Source organism: Luteimonas sp. BLCC-B24 (assembly GCF_028550595.1).
GTDB lineage: Bacteria > Pseudomonadota > Gammaproteobacteria > Xanthomonadales > Xanthomonadaceae > Luteimonas.
This window is the reverse complement of sequence record NZ_JAQQGN010000001.1, coordinates 785,314-799,468: the sequence shown is the minus strand read 5'-3', so window position 1 is coordinate 799,468 and position 14,155 is coordinate 785,314. Positions and strand designations below refer to the sequence as shown.

At 68.4% G+C, this 14,155-nt stretch carries 14 protein-coding genes; 3 read left to right on the top strand and 11 right to left on the bottom strand.

Annotated elements, in window-relative coordinates:
• Window positions 1-9: 9 nt before the first annotated feature.
• Window positions 10-1,530 (bottom strand): M20 family metallopeptidase, encoded by a 1,521-nt coding sequence (locus PQS31_RS03870; RefSeq protein ID WP_272761351.1) that lies wholly within the window; start codon window positions 1,528-1,530, stop codon window positions 10-12.
• 208 nt (window positions 1,531-1,738) lie between these two features.
• Between PQS31_RS03870 and PQS31_RS03865 the strand changes: the two genes are divergently transcribed.
• A complete protein-coding gene (locus PQS31_RS03865; RefSeq protein ID WP_272761350.1) occupies window positions 1,739-2,104 on the top strand; it encodes a ComEA family DNA-binding protein in 366 nt (121 codons plus the stop codon).
• 276 nt (window positions 2,105-2,380) lie between these two features.
• A complete protein-coding gene (locus PQS31_RS03860) occupies window positions 2,381-3,001 on the top strand; it encodes a HutD family protein (RefSeq protein ID WP_272761349.1) in 621 nt (206 codons plus the stop codon).
• Between the two features lie 24 nt (window positions 3,002-3,025).
• Here PQS31_RS03860 and PQS31_RS03855 read toward each other — a convergent pair whose 3' ends face one another.
• The 8 genes from PQS31_RS03855 to PQS31_RS03820 form a co-directional block, all read right to left on the bottom strand.
• Window positions 3,026-5,371: a TonB-dependent receptor gene (locus PQS31_RS03855; RefSeq protein WP_272761348.1), complete on the bottom strand. Its 2,346-nt coding sequence runs from the start codon at window positions 5,369-5,371 to the stop codon at window positions 3,026-3,028.
• A gap of 467 nt (window positions 5,372-5,838) precedes the next feature.
• Entirely contained in the window at window positions 5,839-6,174 is a 336-nt protein-coding gene (locus PQS31_RS03850; protein ID WP_272761347.1) for a non-heme iron oxygenase ferredoxin subunit, read from the bottom strand.
• Entirely contained in the window at window positions 6,171-6,707 is a 537-nt protein-coding gene (locus PQS31_RS03845) for a GNAT family N-acetyltransferase (protein ID WP_272761346.1), read from the bottom strand. The genes PQS31_RS03850 and PQS31_RS03845 overlap by 4 nt, the downstream gene beginning before the upstream one ends.
• Window positions 6,708-6,852: 145 nt before the next feature.
• Entirely contained in the window at window positions 6,853-8,139 is a 1,287-nt protein-coding gene (locus PQS31_RS03840) for a cysteine desulfurase (RefSeq protein ID WP_272761345.1), read from the bottom strand.
• Window positions 8,136-9,374 (bottom strand): Fe-S cluster assembly protein SufD, encoded by a 1,239-nt coding sequence (gene sufD / locus PQS31_RS03835; RefSeq protein ID WP_272761344.1) that lies wholly within the window; start codon window positions 9,372-9,374, stop codon window positions 8,136-8,138. The genes PQS31_RS03840 and sufD overlap by 4 nt, the downstream gene beginning before the upstream one ends.
• On the bottom strand, window positions 9,374-10,138 hold the full coding sequence (gene sufC, locus PQS31_RS03830) for a Fe-S cluster assembly ATPase SufC (protein WP_272761343.1): 765 nt from the start codon (window positions 10,136-10,138) through the stop codon (window positions 9,374-9,376). The genes sufD and sufC overlap by 1 nt, the downstream gene beginning before the upstream one ends.
• A 131-nt stretch (window positions 10,139-10,269) precedes the next feature.
• Window positions 10,270-11,733, bottom strand: a complete 1,464-nt coding sequence (sufB, locus tag PQS31_RS03825; RefSeq protein WP_272761342.1) for a Fe-S cluster assembly protein SufB — start codon at window positions 11,731-11,733, stop codon at window positions 10,270-10,272.
• A 15-nt stretch (window positions 11,734-11,748) separates the two neighbouring features.
• Window positions 11,749-12,219, bottom strand: coding sequence for an SUF system Fe-S cluster assembly regulator (locus PQS31_RS03820; RefSeq protein WP_272761341.1), 471 nt, complete (start codon window positions 12,217-12,219; stop codon window positions 11,749-11,751).
• Between the two features lie 164 nt (window positions 12,220-12,383).
• Between PQS31_RS03820 and PQS31_RS03815 the strand changes: the two genes are divergently transcribed.
• Window positions 12,384-12,869 (top strand): SET domain-containing protein-lysine N-methyltransferase, encoded by a 486-nt coding sequence (locus PQS31_RS03815; protein WP_272761451.1) that lies wholly within the window; start codon window positions 12,384-12,386, stop codon window positions 12,867-12,869.
• Window positions 12,870-12,891: 22 nt separating this feature from the next.
• On the opposite strand, the gene PQS31_RS03810 is transcribed toward PQS31_RS03815, so the two are convergent.
• Window positions 12,892-13,599 (bottom strand): hypothetical protein, encoded by a 708-nt coding sequence (locus PQS31_RS03810; protein ID WP_272761340.1) that lies wholly within the window; start codon window positions 13,597-13,599, stop codon window positions 12,892-12,894.
• On the bottom strand, window positions 13,589-14,149 hold the full coding sequence (locus PQS31_RS03805) for a hypothetical protein (protein ID WP_272761339.1): 561 nt from the start codon (window positions 14,147-14,149) through the stop codon (window positions 13,589-13,591). The genes PQS31_RS03810 and PQS31_RS03805 overlap by 11 nt, the downstream gene beginning before the upstream one ends.
• Window positions 14,150-14,155 lie beyond the last annotated feature (6 nt).

Genomic DNA, 14,155 nt, shown 5'->3' with positions numbered 1-14,155 from the left:
CCGGTTCGTTCAGCAGCAACCGTGGGCCCCGTGCCGCGTGCCGCTGTCGGCGACCACGGCCGAGCCGGTGGTCTCGCCGCGCGTGCCGGCGTGGTGATGCTGAACCAGCACGTGCGCGACGCAGCTGGTCACGCGTTTGCCCATGTCGATGTGCAGGAACTCGTTGGGCCCGTGCGCGTTGGAATGCGGGCCGAGGACGCCGGTGATCATGAACTGCGCGCCGGGGAATTTCTCGCCGAGCATGCCCATGAACGGGATCGAGCCGCCCTCGCCCATGTACATCGCCGGCTTGCCGTAAAAGGCCTGGCTGGCGCTCTCGATGGCGTCGGACAGCCAGGTCGACATCGCCGGCGCGTTCCAGCCGGTCGCCGCCTTTTCGAGCACCAGCGACACCGTCGCGCCGTTGGGCGGGTCCGCCAGCAGCACCTCTTCGAGCAGTGCGCCGGCCTGCTTGCCGTCCACAGTGGGGGGCAGGCGCAGCGACAGCTTCACCGCGGTGTGCGGGCGCAACACGTTGCCGGCCGAGGACAGCGACGGAATGCCGTCCATGCCCGTGATCGACAGCGCAGGACGCCAAGTGCGGTTGAGGACGAGTTCGGAGAGGTCGGTCGACTCCGCACCCTGCGCGTCCTTCGGGAACATCGGCCGGAGCGCGCCGGTCATCGGGAACTTGTCGTAGATCGCGGTGTCGAGCACCTCGGCGGCGCGGCGCGCCTGGTCGAGGCGCTCGGCCGGAATCTCCGCATGCAGACCCTCGACGAGAATGCGCCCCGTGGTCTCGTCCTCGATGCGCGACAGCAGCTGGCGCAGCAGGCGGAAGCTCGACGGCACCACACCCGACGCGTCGCCCGAGTGCACGCCCTCGTCGAGCACCTTCACCGTCAGATTGCCGCCGGCCAGGCCGCGCAGCGACGTGGTGCACCAGAGCTGCTCGTAATTGCCACAGCCCGAGTCGAGACAGACCACGAGCGACGGCTCGCCGATGCGCGAGGCCAGGTGATCGACGTAGGCGGGCAGGTCGTAGCTGCCGGACTCCTCGCAGGCCTCGATCAACACCACGCAGCGTGCATGCGGCAGGCCCTGCTCGTGCAGCGCCCGGATCGCGGTCAGCGAGCCATAGATGGCATACCCGTCGTCGGCACCGCCGCGGCCGTACAGCTTGCCGTCGCGCAGTACCGGGGTCCATGGGCCGAGGTCATCGTCCCATCCGGTCATCTCGGGCTGCTTGTCGAGATGGCCGTACAGCAGGACACAGTCGTCGTTGCTGCCGCCGTTCGCAGCCGGGATCTCGATGAAGATCAACGGCGTCCGTCCTTCCAGCCGGACCACTTCGAGCTGCAGTCCGGCCATGTTCTGCGCACGGACCCAGCCGGTCATCAGATCGACGGCCTGCTCCATGTAGCCGTTCGCCACCCAATCGGCATCGAACATCGGCGATTTGTTCGGGATCCGGATGTACTCGATCAGCTGGGGCACGATCTGGTCGTCCCACTGGCGAGCCACGAACTGTTCGATGCGACCGGTATCCATAACATGCTCCACGACGGTGAACGCACCATTCTAGCGCGCAGCCGATGTAGGCAAATTCCTACAAAGGGGTAGGGGCTTGTCCGGCTCCGGTTCGGCGCGCGGACGGATAGGCTGCGTTCATGGCGTTGGGAAGACTGGCATTACCGGCACGGACGAGTGTTCGCCAGTCGGGGAAAGGACTCCCACCCAACACCAAGGAACTCAGGTCATGAAATCGCTCACCGCGTACGTCGTGTCGCTCTGCCTGTCCCTGCTGCTCGCAGGATCCGCCTTCGCTGCCGACGGTGGCGAAAAAGTCAACGTCAACACCGCCGATGCGGCCACGCTGGCCCGCGTGCTGCACAACGTGGGCCAGGCCAAGGCCGAGGCCATCGTCGCGCACCGCACGGAAAACGGACCGTTTCGCAGCATCGAACAGCTCGCCACGGTGAAGGGGATCGGCCTGCGCACCGTCGAGGTCAACCGCGACCGCATCGAGATCGGTGCACCGCGGACCGCGGCGACGGCCCAGCGCCCGGCGGCCAACCGTGCGCCCGCGAGCCCGGCCGCAGCCAGGACCGCGCCGCAGCGTTGAGGCAGGACTGATCCATCGCTCGCTTGTCGTCGGCACAGGAGGTGCCGGCGTCAGTCGAGGAGCAGGATGCTCCCCGGATCCGGCAGGACGCCGACTACATGGATGTACTCGTTGCCCACCCGCCATGGACGCGCGGGTGGGCGACCTCGTTCCGGGGGTCACGTCTCGCCTGTCAGCCGGGCTGGAGCAAGGACGGCGTTACCGCTCGAGCTGTGGCAGCCGCCGTGGCAACGGCGGGCGACGGCGCTTCATCACCCCGGACGCTAGACTCGCGCCATGTCCGCAGCGCCTGTCGTCCTCTGTCCCGCCCAATCGGCCCGGCGCGTCCGCTGGCGCAACGGTGCGGGATGGACCCGCGAAATCCTGTCGTGGCCACCGTCCGGGGCGGCCGGAGATGGGGCTGACACGGCCTCGGCCTGGGACTGGCGGCTCTCGATCGCCGACATCGAATCGGACGGTCCGTTCTCCTCGTTTCCAGGGATCGAGCGCGAGTGCCTGCTGCTGCGCGGTGAAGGCGTGCGCCTGCAGATCGAGCCGGCCGAGGCGCACACGCTGTCGCCGCCGTCCGGTCGCCTGCGTTTCGACGGCGGATACGCGGCCTCGGCGACGCTGGTCGATGGCCGCGTGGAAGTGCTCAATCTGATGTGGCGACGTGACCGCATCCAGGCCTCGACCTGGCATCGTCCGCTCGTGGGGACGATGGTGGTCTTCGTCGACCCCGGCAGCCGCTGGCTGGTGCACGTACTCGCCGGCCACGCGCATCTGGGCGATGGCGACACGCGCACGTTCCTGGCCGCCGGCGACACCGCGTGCCTGGGTGCGGCCGATGCTCGTGCACGTCATGCACTCGAAGGTGGCGGCGAGCTCTTCCTGGTCAGGCTGGAGCCCGCCGCCTGACGTGAGCGCCGGCGGCGGAAGCGGTCAGAACGACACGTTCAACGAGAGCCAGTAACTGCGCGACTTGTCCTTGTTGTTGTAATCGTCGGTATAGACCGGGGTGAAACTGCCGTCGGGATTGGCGGTGAAGCTGGTGCGGAAGCTGGTGAAGTCTTCATCCAGCAGGTTGTTGATGCGCGCGTTGATCGCGACGTGCTCGTTGACGCGGTACTGCCCGCCGAGATGGAGGACGTTGTAACTCTTGTAGAACAGCAGGTTGCCGTCGGCGTCGACCGCGTTGCGGAACCGCTTCGAGCGCGACTCGCTCGTGAGCTGCAGGCTGACCGCGTCACTGAGCGTCCAGTCGAGCGTCGCATTGGCCATGTGTCGCGCGGACTGGGCGAGCGGTTGACCGGCGTTGGGCCCCGTGCGCTGTTCGCTGTCGGTGTAGGTGTAATTGGCCCGGAGCGAGAGCGGTGCGGCGATCCGGTAGCGCCCGGCGACTTCCACCCCGCGGATGCGGGCCTCGTCGATATTGATGCGCTGGGCGTAGGTGCCGTAGCCCAGCAGGCCGAAGTCGCCGAGGTTCACGCAGGGGCGCACGCCGCCGGTCTGCTCGCAACTCAGCGTGGTCTCGCCGCTGTCGATCTTGTCCTTGAAGTCGTTGCGGAACGCGGTGACGTTGAAGTTGTGCCCACCGTCGGCCGCCGACCAGTACAGCGCGACTTCGCTGTTGACGCTGGTTTCCGGTTGAAGGTCCGGATTGCCGACGAAGGGGATGGTCCCCTGGCCGCCGAAGCCGGTGATGCCGTCGTAGAGGTCGGTGGTCTTGGGCGTCTTGTAGCCCGTGCTCACGCCGCCTTTCAGCGTCCAGTTCGGCGCGAGGTCGTAGACCGCATACACGCGCGGGCTCACGTGGCCGCCGAACCGGTTGTGCTCGTCATGCCGGATGCCGAAGGTCAGGGTGAGCGGGTCGATCGGAGTCCAGTTGTCCTCGGCGAACACCGACCACATCCGGTGGGTTTCCACGGTGCCGTTGCCGAAGCCGCCGCTCTCCATGCCGAAGACCCCGTCTTCGAGTTCACCATCGATGAACTGGCCGCCGACCACGAGGTGGTGCCTGCCGCCGAAGTCCTCGACCGGGATGTCGAGCTTGGCGTCCAGCGTGGACTGCCGGCTTTCCATCGTCCGGCTGGGGCGCGGCAGGAACAGGGATTCGGCGATCGCGCGGCGCTGGGCGACGCTCAGGCCCCGGTAGGCCCCGGTGCCCTGGAATACCTGGCGGTGCAGCAGTCGCTCCTCGACCGTGAACGGCATCGTCCGGCCGAGGTTGGCGCTGTCGACGCGCGACAGCGACACCTCGCTGTTGCCGAACGCCCACTGGCCCTGATGGGTGATGGACCACTGGTCGCGGGTGAATTTCTGGCTGGCGATGTAGCCGACCTGGGGATTCGCCCGCCAGATCCCGTTGATGCCGTCCACCGTGCCCAGCGGATAGGCCAGCGTGCCGAGGTTGTTGACGAAGGGCGTGTTGTCGTAGATCTGCTTCGAGGTGTCGTAGTCGAGCGTGACGCTCTGCGCATCCGTCGGCGTCCAGCTCAGGCGGATACCGGCGGACCGGTTGGTGTTGTCGACGGTCTTGCCACCGCCGCCGAAGCCGAGCACGCGCTCGTGCGCGGTACCCGCCGGGTCGAAGATCACCTCGTACTCGGGCTCCGAAGCGCGGCGCTGGTAGCGGGAGCCGCGCAGGCTCAGCCCCAGCACGTCGGGCACCAGCGGTCCGCTCAGCGCGAAGTCGAGCGTGGAGTCGTCACCGAAGGCGCTGTCCTCCTGGAACGAGCGGCCGACGGTGACCGAACCCCGCCAGCGGTCCGAGACCTTGCGGGTGATGATGTTGATGACGCCGCCGAGCGCGTCCGCGCCGTAGAGCGTGGATGCCGGGCCGCGAATGACCTCGATGCGTTCGATCATGTCCAGCGGCGGGATGTGATTGAACTGGTTGCCGCCGAAGCTGTTGGGATAGATGTCGCCGTGGTTGTTCTGCCGCTTGCCGTCGATCAGCACCAGCGTGTAGTCCGCGCCCATGCCGCGGAGACTGATCGTGCGCTGCCCGGTCTTGTCCGACGTTTCGCCCACGTCGACACCCTCGAGATCGCGCACGGCGTCGATCAGTGTGGTGTAGGGACGCGTTTCCAGTTCCTCGCGCGTCACGATGGAGATGCTGGCCGGCGCGTCGGTGAGCTTCTGCTCGAAGCCCGCGGCGGTGACGACGATGGTGTCGAAATCCGTCGGGCCGGTGGCGCTGTCGGGCGCGGCCCACACCGGCGCTGCGATCAGGCCGAGCAGGGCAGTGGACAGCAGGGAGCGTCGGAGCGGAAGAGCGGTGGTCATGAACGTCTCGCGGTCAGTCGTGAGGGGCCTGGCGGCGGCCTTCGGTCACACGGGGATCGGATGGGCGCCCGTCAGGCGTCGGGCAGACGGGCAGGCGCTGCGCGCGCCCTGCCCCGGCAAAACCGGGCGGGCGTGCGCGGTGGAGACGCCGGGCCCTGGGGCGGGCCTCGCGTTCGGCCAGGGCGGGCTGGGCGCGCCACCGCGGGCGCGCGGTCATCGACCTCGGCGCCGGCGCCGGACAGGGACACACCGAGGCCGGCGGCGTCCCGGCTGCGGGCACACGGACCGGACGCACGCGCTGTGCACGCCGGTGCGCGCGGCGTTCCAGTCCGCTGTCCGCGCTGTTCCGTTTCGCCTGCCGCACAGCGACCGCTCCGTCAGAGTTGTACTCCGGACGGAATCTTAACTGAGAATGGTTCTCGTAAGCAAAGGCGAACCATTCCGGCTTGGCCTCGAGACGGCGCGGCTCAGGTGCGGTCGTCCCGGCACCAGACGCCGCCGTGCTCCACCTTCACCGGGAACTTCGCGACCGGTTCGTAAGCGGGCGCGCACAGGGCGCGTCCACTGCGCACGTCGAATTTCGCGCCGTGCAGCACGCACTCCACCGTGCCGTCGGCCGCATCGAACGCGCCTCCGCTCGACAGGCCGAAGTCCTCGTGGCTGCACTGGTCCTCGAGCGCATAGAGCTCGCCGTCGAGGTTGAAGACGATGATCGGCACGCTGGTGATCTCGTCGAAGGTCGTGCGCATCTCACCCGGCAACAGGTCGCCGGTGGCGCAGACGAAGGTCCAGGTCTCGCTCATGCCGCAGCTCCGAAGGTCTTTTCCAGCACCTCGAAACGCAGATCGTCGCGCCGCGGGATGCCGAACCGGGTGTCGCCGTAGGGGAAGGGTTTGAGAATGCCGGTACGACGGTAGCCGCGGCGCAGGTAGAACGCGATCAGCGCTTCACGCACGTCGATCACGGTCATGCGCATGACCGGCAGGTGCCATTCGTCGCGCGCGATGCGCTCGCACTCGGCCAGCAGCGCATCGCCGGTGCCGCGGCCCTGCTGCGTCGGATCGACCGCGAACATGCCGAAATAGCCGGCGCCGTCTTCGATCGCGACATGTGCACAGGCCAGGGGCGCGTGCGCGCCGTCGATCACGACCACGCGACTGTCGGCGCGCTCGATGTCCGCTCGCAGCACGTCCGGATCGATCCGGGCGCCGTCGAGCAGGTCGGCTTCGGTCGTCCAGCCGCTGCGGCTGGATTCGCCGCGATAGGCCGAGGTCACCAGGGTGACGAGTGCGGGGATGTCGGACGTGGTGGCCGTGCGGAAGGTATGGACGGACATGGTCGAACCGGGAGCAGGGGAGGCGCCGCATTATCCTGCCCGGCAGCGCAGGCGTGTGGCGCGGCGGTGCGTGCCGATCCGCCGCGCCGACGGCGCGCGCTCGCAAGGACTCGAGCGCGGCGACGCATCGCGTCGCCGCAACGCGTCAGCCGAGCAGGCCGCGCACCTTGCGCAGGGCAGCGACGAAGGCGTCGATCTCCTCGTGCGTGTTGTAGAACGCGGGCGAGGCGCGGCACGTGGCGGCCACGCCGTAGAACTGCAGCAGTGGATGCGCGCAGTGCTGCCCGGAGCGGATCGCCACGCCTTCGAGATCGAGCAGCGTCGCGAGATCGTGCGCGTGCGCGCCCTCGACGAGGAACGACACCACCGCCGCCTTGTCCGGCGCGGTGCCGAAGATGCGCACGCCGTCGACCGCCTGCAGCGATTCGGTGAGATGCGCCAGCAGCTCGGCCTCGCGGTGTTCGACGTGCGCCATGCCGAGCCGATCGAGGTAGTCCACCGCGGCGCCGAGCCCGACGAAGCCGGCGATGTTCGGCGTGCCGGCCTCGAAGCGGTGCGGCGGGTCGTTGTAGACCGTCTTGTCGAAGCCGACTTCCTTGATCATCTCGCCGCCACCGAGGAACGGCGGCATGGCCTGCAGGTGCTCGCGGCGCGCCCAGAGCACGCCGGTGCCGGTCGGTCCGCACATCTTGTGCCCGGTGAACGCATAGAAATCGCAACCGAGTGCGGCGATGTCGACGCGGCGATGGGGCACGGCCTGGGAGCCGTCGATGACGGTGACGATGTCGCGCTTGCGCGCCTCGCGGCAGATCTCGCGCACCGGATTCACCGTGCCCAGGACGTTGGAGACATGCGCCAGCGCCAGCAGTTTCACGTCGGAGGTCATCGCGCGACGCAGCGCATCGAGGTCGAGCGTGCCGTCGTCGAGAATCTCGGCCACGCGCACGGTCGCGCCGGTGCGTTCGGCGATCAGCTGCCACGGCACGATATTGGCGTGGTGCTCCATGCGCGAGACGAGGATCGTGTCGCCGGCCTTCAGCCGCGGCAGTGCCCACGAATACGCGACCAGATTGAGCGCGAAGGTCGTGCCGCTGCACAGCACGAGTTCGTCGCGGCGCACGTTGAGGAACTGCGCCAACTTCGTGCGCGTGCCCTCGTAGGCCTCGGTCGCCTCGGTCCCGAGCTGGTGCACCGCGCGGCTGACATTGGCGTTCTGACGCCGATAGAAACCGTCCATCGCCTCGATCACCGATGCCGGCTTCTGGCCGGTATTGGCGTTGTCGAAGTAGATCAGCGGCTTGCCGTGGACCTCGCGCAGCAACAGCGGGAAATCGGCGCGGACGCCGGTCCAGTCGACACCGCCGTCCTGCGCCTGCGGCGTACTCGGGCCGTCGAACGGCGGCGTGACCGGTGGCAGCGGGCGGCTGCTCATGCGCCCGGAAGACCTACGAGCGCGCGCTCGAGCACGGCTTCGGCGTGCGCACGCAGCGCCGGCTCGGCGATCGTCGACAGCGGCTCGCGCACGAACGCCGCGGTCAGCAGCCGCTGGGCATCGGCCTCGGGCAGGCCGCGCGCGCGCAGGTAGAACAGCGCGCCGGGATCGAGCTGGCCGACGGTCGCGCCATGCGCGGCCTGCACCTCGTCGGCGTGGATCACCAGCACCGGCTGGGTGTCGATTTCGGCGGTGTTCGACAGCAGCAGATTCTTGTTCGACAGGCGTGCATCCGTGCCGTCGGCGCCGGCATCGATCGTGATGCCGCCGTGGAAGACCACCCGGCCGCGCGCGTCGCCGATGCCCCGCCAGGTCAGTTCGCAAGCGGTGTTCTTCGCGACGTGGCGGATGCCCAGGCGCGTGTCCACATGGGCGCGGCCGTTGGCCAGCAGCACGCCGTTGGCGGTCAGGCGTGCGGCGTCGCCGAGCAGGCGCACGTCCAGTTCGTGGCGCGAGAGCGCGCCGCCGGCTTCGACGTCGACGCGGGTGTAGACCGACGCCGCCTGCAGCGCGGCATCGGTCCGCAGCATGCAGGTGGCGCCGTCGGCCCGGTGCTGCAGTCGCACGTGACGCAGCTCGGCGCCCTCGGCGACACGGAGCGAGACGACCGTGTTGTCGAGATGGCGGTGCGCGCCGGCGTCCAGGTGATGTTCCACCAGGGTCAGCGCGGCGCGCGCACCGAGCGCCACGTGATGGCGCAGATGCCAGGCCACGTCGGTCGCGGCGGGTGCGCCGATGAAAACCAGCTGCACCGGCGTGTCGATCCGCGCATCCGGCGCAACGACGATCGTCGCGCCGTCGTGCGCGAGCGCGTGGTTGACGCGTGCGAACACGGCGTCGACGCGGTCCTCGATCTCGGGTGCGGCGTCGAAATCGGCGAACGCACCGATCGACAGACCGGGCACGGCGGCGCCGGGGTCGGACAGTGCCGCCGACGGACGTCCGTTGACGAACACCAGGCGCGGCGCGGGAATCGCGGCCACCAGCACCGGATCGACCTCGACATCGGCGGACGGCACGTCGAAGCTCCGACGCTCCAGTGCGCGCAGCGAAGTGTACTTCCAGGATTCGCTGCGTGCGCCGGGCAGGCCCGCGGCCAGCGCGGCGTCCAGCGACGCGCGGCGTGTCGCGTCGCCGTCGAAACCGGCGGCCAGGGAATCGAGCAGGGCACTCATCAGGCAGCCGCCTCCGGCGCCACGCGGTCCTTGACCCAGGCGTAGCCCTTTTCCTCGAGCTGGAGCGCGAGTTCGGGTCCGCCGCTCTGCACGATGCGGCCATCGGCCAGCACGTGGACGACGTCGGGCTTGATGTAGTCGAGCAGGCGCTGATAGTGCGTGATGACGATGAAGGCGCGGTCCGGCGAGCGCAGCGCGTTGACACCGTCCGCGACGTGCTTCAGGGCGTCGATGTCGAGGCCGGAATCGGTCTCGTCGAGGATCGCGAGCCTGGGTTCGAGCACGGCCAGCTGGAAGATCTCGTTGCGCTTCTTTTCGCCGCCCGAAAAGCCTTCGTTGACGCCGCGGTGCAGCAGGCGATCGTCGAGATGCAGCACGGCCAGCTTCTCGCGCACCAGCTTGAGGAACTGCATCGAATCGAGTTCCGTCTCGCCGCGCGCCTTGCGCTGTGCGTTGAGTGCGCTGCGCAGGAAGTAGGTGTTGTTCACCCCGGGAATCTCGACCGGGTACTGGAACGCGAGAAACACGCCTGCCGCGGCGCGCTCTTCGGGCTCGAGCGCCAGCAGATCCCGGCCATCGAACTGCACGCCGCCCGCCGTCACCTCGTAGCCGTCACGGCCGGCGAGGATGTTGCCGAGCGTGGATTTGCCGGCGCCGTTGGGCCCCATGATCGCGTGCACCTCGCCGGGCTTCACCTGCAGCGAAAGGCCCTTGAGGATGTCGCGCTCGTTGATGGAGGCGTGGAGGTTGTCGATAGTGAGCATGGGGGACCGTGATTGGTGATTCGTGATTGTTGATTCGTGATTGGTCAGCGCAGCAACCCGCGTGATTCGGGCGGTGAGGGGATTTCGAATCACCAATCACCAATGACGAATCACGTCGCTGGAAGGCAGCGTCAGCCGACGCTGCCTTCCAGCGACACGTCGAGCAGCTTCTTGGCCTCGACCGCGAATTCCATCGGCAGTTCGCGGAAGACCTCCTTGCAGAAGCCGTCGACGATCAGGCTGACCGCGTCGGCCTCGTCGATGCCGCGGGCGCGGCAGTAGAACAGCTGGTCGTCGCTGATCTTCGAGGTCGTCGCTTCGTGCTCGACGGTCGCGCCGGGGTGCTTGACCTCGATGTAGGGGAAGGTGTGCGCCCCGCAGCGCTTGCCGATCAGCAGCGAATCGCACTGGGTGTAGTTGCGCGCGCCCTCGGCGCCGGCGCCCACCTTGACCAGGCCGCGGTAGGTGTTCTGGCCGCGGCCGGCGCTGATGCCCTTGCTGACGATCTTCGATTTGGTGCGCTTGCCGACGTGGATCATCTTGGTGCCGGTGTCGGCCTGCTGGCGATGATGGGTCAGTGCGACGGAATGGAACTCGCCGGAGGAATCGTCGCCCAGCAGCACGCAGGACGGATACTTCCAGGTGATCGCCGAACCGGTCTCCACCTGCGCCCAGACCACCTTGCTGCGGTCGCCGCGGCACTCCGCACGTTTGGTGACGAAGTTGTAGATGCCGCCGCGGCCTTCCTCGTCGCCCGGATACCAGTTCTGCACCGTCGAATACTTGATCTCGGCATCGTCCAGCGCCACCAGTTCGACCACCGCCGCGTGCAGCTGGTTCTCGTCGCGCATCGGCGCCGTGCAGCCTTCCAGGTAGGACACGTAGCCCTTGTCCTCGCAGATGATCAGGGTGCGCTCGAACTGTCCGGTGTGGCCGGCATTGATGCGGAAGTAGGTGCTCAGCTCCATCGGGCAGCGCACGCCCTTGGGAATGAACACGAAACTGCCGTCGGAAAACACGGCCGAGTTGAGCGCGGCGAAATAGTTGTCACCCACCGGCACCACGCTGCCCAGGTACTGCTTCACCAGATCGGGGTGCTCGGCGATCGCTTCGGACATCGAACAGAAGATCACCCCCTTCTCGGCGAGTTCCTTCTTGAACGTGGTGCCCACCGACACCGAATCGAACACCGCGTCGACGGCCACGCCGGCGAGCCGCGCGCGCTCGTGCAGCGGCACGCCGAGCTTGTCGTAGGTGTCGAGCAGTTCCTTGGGCACCTCGTCGAGCGAGGCGTACTTCGGGCCCTTGGGCGCGGAGTAGTAGCTCAGGGCCTGGAAGTCGATCGGCGCGATGTCGAGCTTGGCCCAGTGCGGCACCGGCATCGTCAGCCAGTGGCGATAGGCGGCCAGACGCCACTCGGTCATCCAGTCCGGCTCGTTCTTCTTCGCCGACAACGCGCGCACGACATCCTCGTCGAGGCCGACGGGGAAGCTGTCGGATTCGATGTCGGTGACGAAGCCGGCCTCGTAGCGACGGCCCAGCTGTGCATGGATCTCCCGGTTGGTCTCGGGGGCTTCGATGATCTCGGTGGCCATGGGGCTGCCTACTGTCTATGCGCGGGCGAGACGGGCGTCGATACGCTTCGTCCCGCCGGGGGAGGAAAGGGGAGGCGACGCGGGCGTCTCGCCCAGCATCTGGGCCAGACTCACCGCACGCAGCGCGTCGGCGACCACGTCGTTGATGCGTCGCCAGTTGGTGCGTACGCCGCACTGGCTGGAAATGCCGCACTGGCCGTCGTGCAGGCTGCACTCGGTCATCGCGAGCGGGCCTTCCATCGCCTCGACGATCTGCACCAGGCTGATCATCTCGGCCGGGCGCGCCAGCCGGTAACCGCCGCTGGCGCCGCGGAATCCTTCGACCAGGCCGGCCTGTGCCAGGGGCTTGAGCAGCTTGCTCACCGTCGTGGGCTCCAGCCCGGACCGCTCCGCCAGTTCGGCCGCACTCGTCACCGTCTCCGGCCGCGCAGCGAGCACGGTCAGGACCACGGTGGCGTAGTCGGTCAACTTGGTCACGCGAAGCACGATGAGGCCCTCTGAAACGGGACCAAAATTGTACGCTTTTAAGCCGTGCGTCTCAACGCGCGTTGCTCCCGCGGTTCATACGCATGTCGCCCGCCGCAGTGCTGGCAGGCCTTCGGGCGAACGGCCACAATGCCGGGACACCTCACGACGGGCCCCTGCGCACGATGCCGAAGAAGTCGAAACCCAAGAAGAAGATCGAAGCCCGTCTGTCGAACATCCACGGCAATGGCGTGTTCGCCACCGAGGCGATCGCCAAGGGGGAGCGGATCATCCGCTACAAGGGCTTTCTGCGCAGCCACGACGATGTGGACAACGCCTACGGCGATCTCGAGGAGGATGGCCACACCTTCCTGTTCACGCTCAACGACGAGTACGTCATCGACGCCAATGTCGAGGGCAACGTCGCGCGCTGGATCAACCACAGCTGCGAACCGAATTGCGAAGCGGTGGTGGAAGAGGACGCGAAGGACCGCCGGCACAAGGACAAGGTGTACATCGAGGCGGTGCGCGACATCGCCGCCGGCGAGGAACTGACCTACAACTACGGCATCACGCTGGCCGAGCGACACACGCCCAAGCTCAAGAAGCTCTGGGGCTGCCGCTGCGGCGCGAAGACCTGCACCGGCACGATGCTGCAGCCCAAGCGCTGACGCGCGGGCGCGGCGGCCCGCGTCAGGGCGCCGACGTCTCGCGCAGATCCGCCGATGCGATGCGCCATGCCCGCTGGGCCTGGCTGGCGCCGTCGGCCACGGCGCGGCGCAGCACGTAGCGGCCCTCGTAGCGGCGGAAGCTGCCGTCGGCCTGCTGGGCGCGCACCGACACCGGAATCTCGATGAAGCGCGACCCCGCGCCGGCGTCGACCTGGCCCGGTGTGCCGATGTCGACCATCACCGTCGAGGTGTCGGCGAAGCCTGCGGCGAACTGCTCCGGCGACTGTCCGCTGCTGCGGCCGCCGTCCGACCACAGCGCATAGGCACGCGCGTAGTCGAGTGCGTTGATCGCGGCGTAATAGGTGCGGATGACCGCGGCCGCTTCCTCCGGCGAGGGCTCGGGCACGGCCGGGGCGAGCTCGGGCGACGCGGCGCCCGCAGGCGCCAGAAGGCCGGTTTCCGGATTGTCTTCCAGCGGCGCGAGCGCAGGGTCCACGCCTGCGGGTGCGGCGGACTCGCCGCCCAGCGGCACATCGCCCGGCCCCGGCTCGCCCGGCATGCCGGTCACGGCGCCGGTGACCGCCTGCGGCTGGGGCAGGCCGGATGCGGCCGTGGCCGCGCGGCCGTCGGCATCACGCGGCGCATCGGCATCGCGGCCGCAGGCCGCGAGCGCGCCTGCCAGTGCGCATGCAGCCGCGAACGCGCGCAGTGCGCGACGATCAGCGCGCAAGGTGCACCACCACGCGGCCGCCGGCGATGTCGACATTGCCGACCCGGGTGCCGGCCGGCAGCTTCGCCAGCAGATCGTCGTCGAGCCGGTAGACCGGCTCGGTGCGTGCGTAGTCGGCGAGCAGACTGTTGACCACGCTCCGCGCACCGCCGCGCAGCAGCGCATTGGAGCCGGGAAGGTCGAACTGCAGCAGCTCGGGGTTCTCCAGATGCAGGCCGCGCGTCGAGGGATCGAAGCGCAGGCCGCTGACCAGCGACACGTGACCGGGCCGGCTGTCCGCGGCCATTCCGCCGATTCCGAGATCGAAATCCAGCCGCAGGCGGCGATCGCCGGTCGGAATCGACAGGCGCGGATTGTCCAGCGTCACCGACACCACGCCGCCCACCCGATCGAACGTGCGCGGGAACCGCGTGTCGAGCTGACGCTGCAGCTGCGGCGCGGTGAACGCGACCTGGTCGTTGAGCCATGCCGAGACCACGCCGAGCGACGTGCACGCGGTCACCGTGAGCAGCAGCAACGCAGCGAGCGGAAGGAGCAGGATGCGACGCATGGAGGT

Coding starts and splice junctions, on each gene's coding strand:
- sufB (WP_272761342.1), bottom strand. CDS start 11,733: ATGGCCACCGAGATCATCGAAGCCCCCGAGACCAACCGGGAGATCCAT.
- PQS31_RS03865 (WP_272761350.1), top strand. CDS start 1,739: ATGAAATCGCTCACCGCGTACGTCGTGTCGCTCTGCCTGTCCCTGCTG.
- PQS31_RS03815 (WP_272761451.1), top strand. CDS start 12,384: ATGCCGAAGAAGTCGAAACCCAAGAAGAAGATCGAAGCCCGTCTGTCG.
- sufC (WP_272761343.1), bottom strand. CDS start 10,138: ATGCTCACTATCGACAACCTCCACGCCTCCATCAACGAGCGCGACATC.
- PQS31_RS03870 (WP_272761351.1), bottom strand. CDS start 1,530: ATGGATACCGGTCGCATCGAACAGTTCGTGGCTCGCCAGTGGGACGAC.
- PQS31_RS03860 (WP_272761349.1), top strand. CDS start 2,381: ATGTCCGCAGCGCCTGTCGTCCTCTGTCCCGCCCAATCGGCCCGGCGC.
- PQS31_RS03850 (WP_272761347.1), bottom strand. CDS start 6,174: ATGAGCGAGACCTGGACCTTCGTCTGCGCCACCGGCGACCTGTTGCCG.
- PQS31_RS03855 (WP_272761348.1), bottom strand. CDS start 5,371: ATGACCACCGCTCTTCCGCTCCGACGCTCCCTGCTGTCCACTGCCCTG.
- PQS31_RS03845 (WP_272761346.1), bottom strand. CDS start 6,707: ATGTCCGTCCATACCTTCCGCACGGCCACCACGTCCGACATCCCCGCA.
- PQS31_RS03805 (WP_272761339.1), bottom strand. CDS start 14,149: ATGCGTCGCATCCTGCTCCTTCCGCTCGCTGCGTTGCTGCTGCTCACG.
- PQS31_RS03840 (WP_272761345.1), bottom strand. CDS start 8,139: ATGAGCAGCCGCCCGCTGCCACCGGTCACGCCGCCGTTCGACGGCCCG.
- sufD (WP_272761344.1), bottom strand. CDS start 9,374: ATGAGTGCCCTGCTCGATTCCCTGGCCGCCGGTTTCGACGGCGACGCG.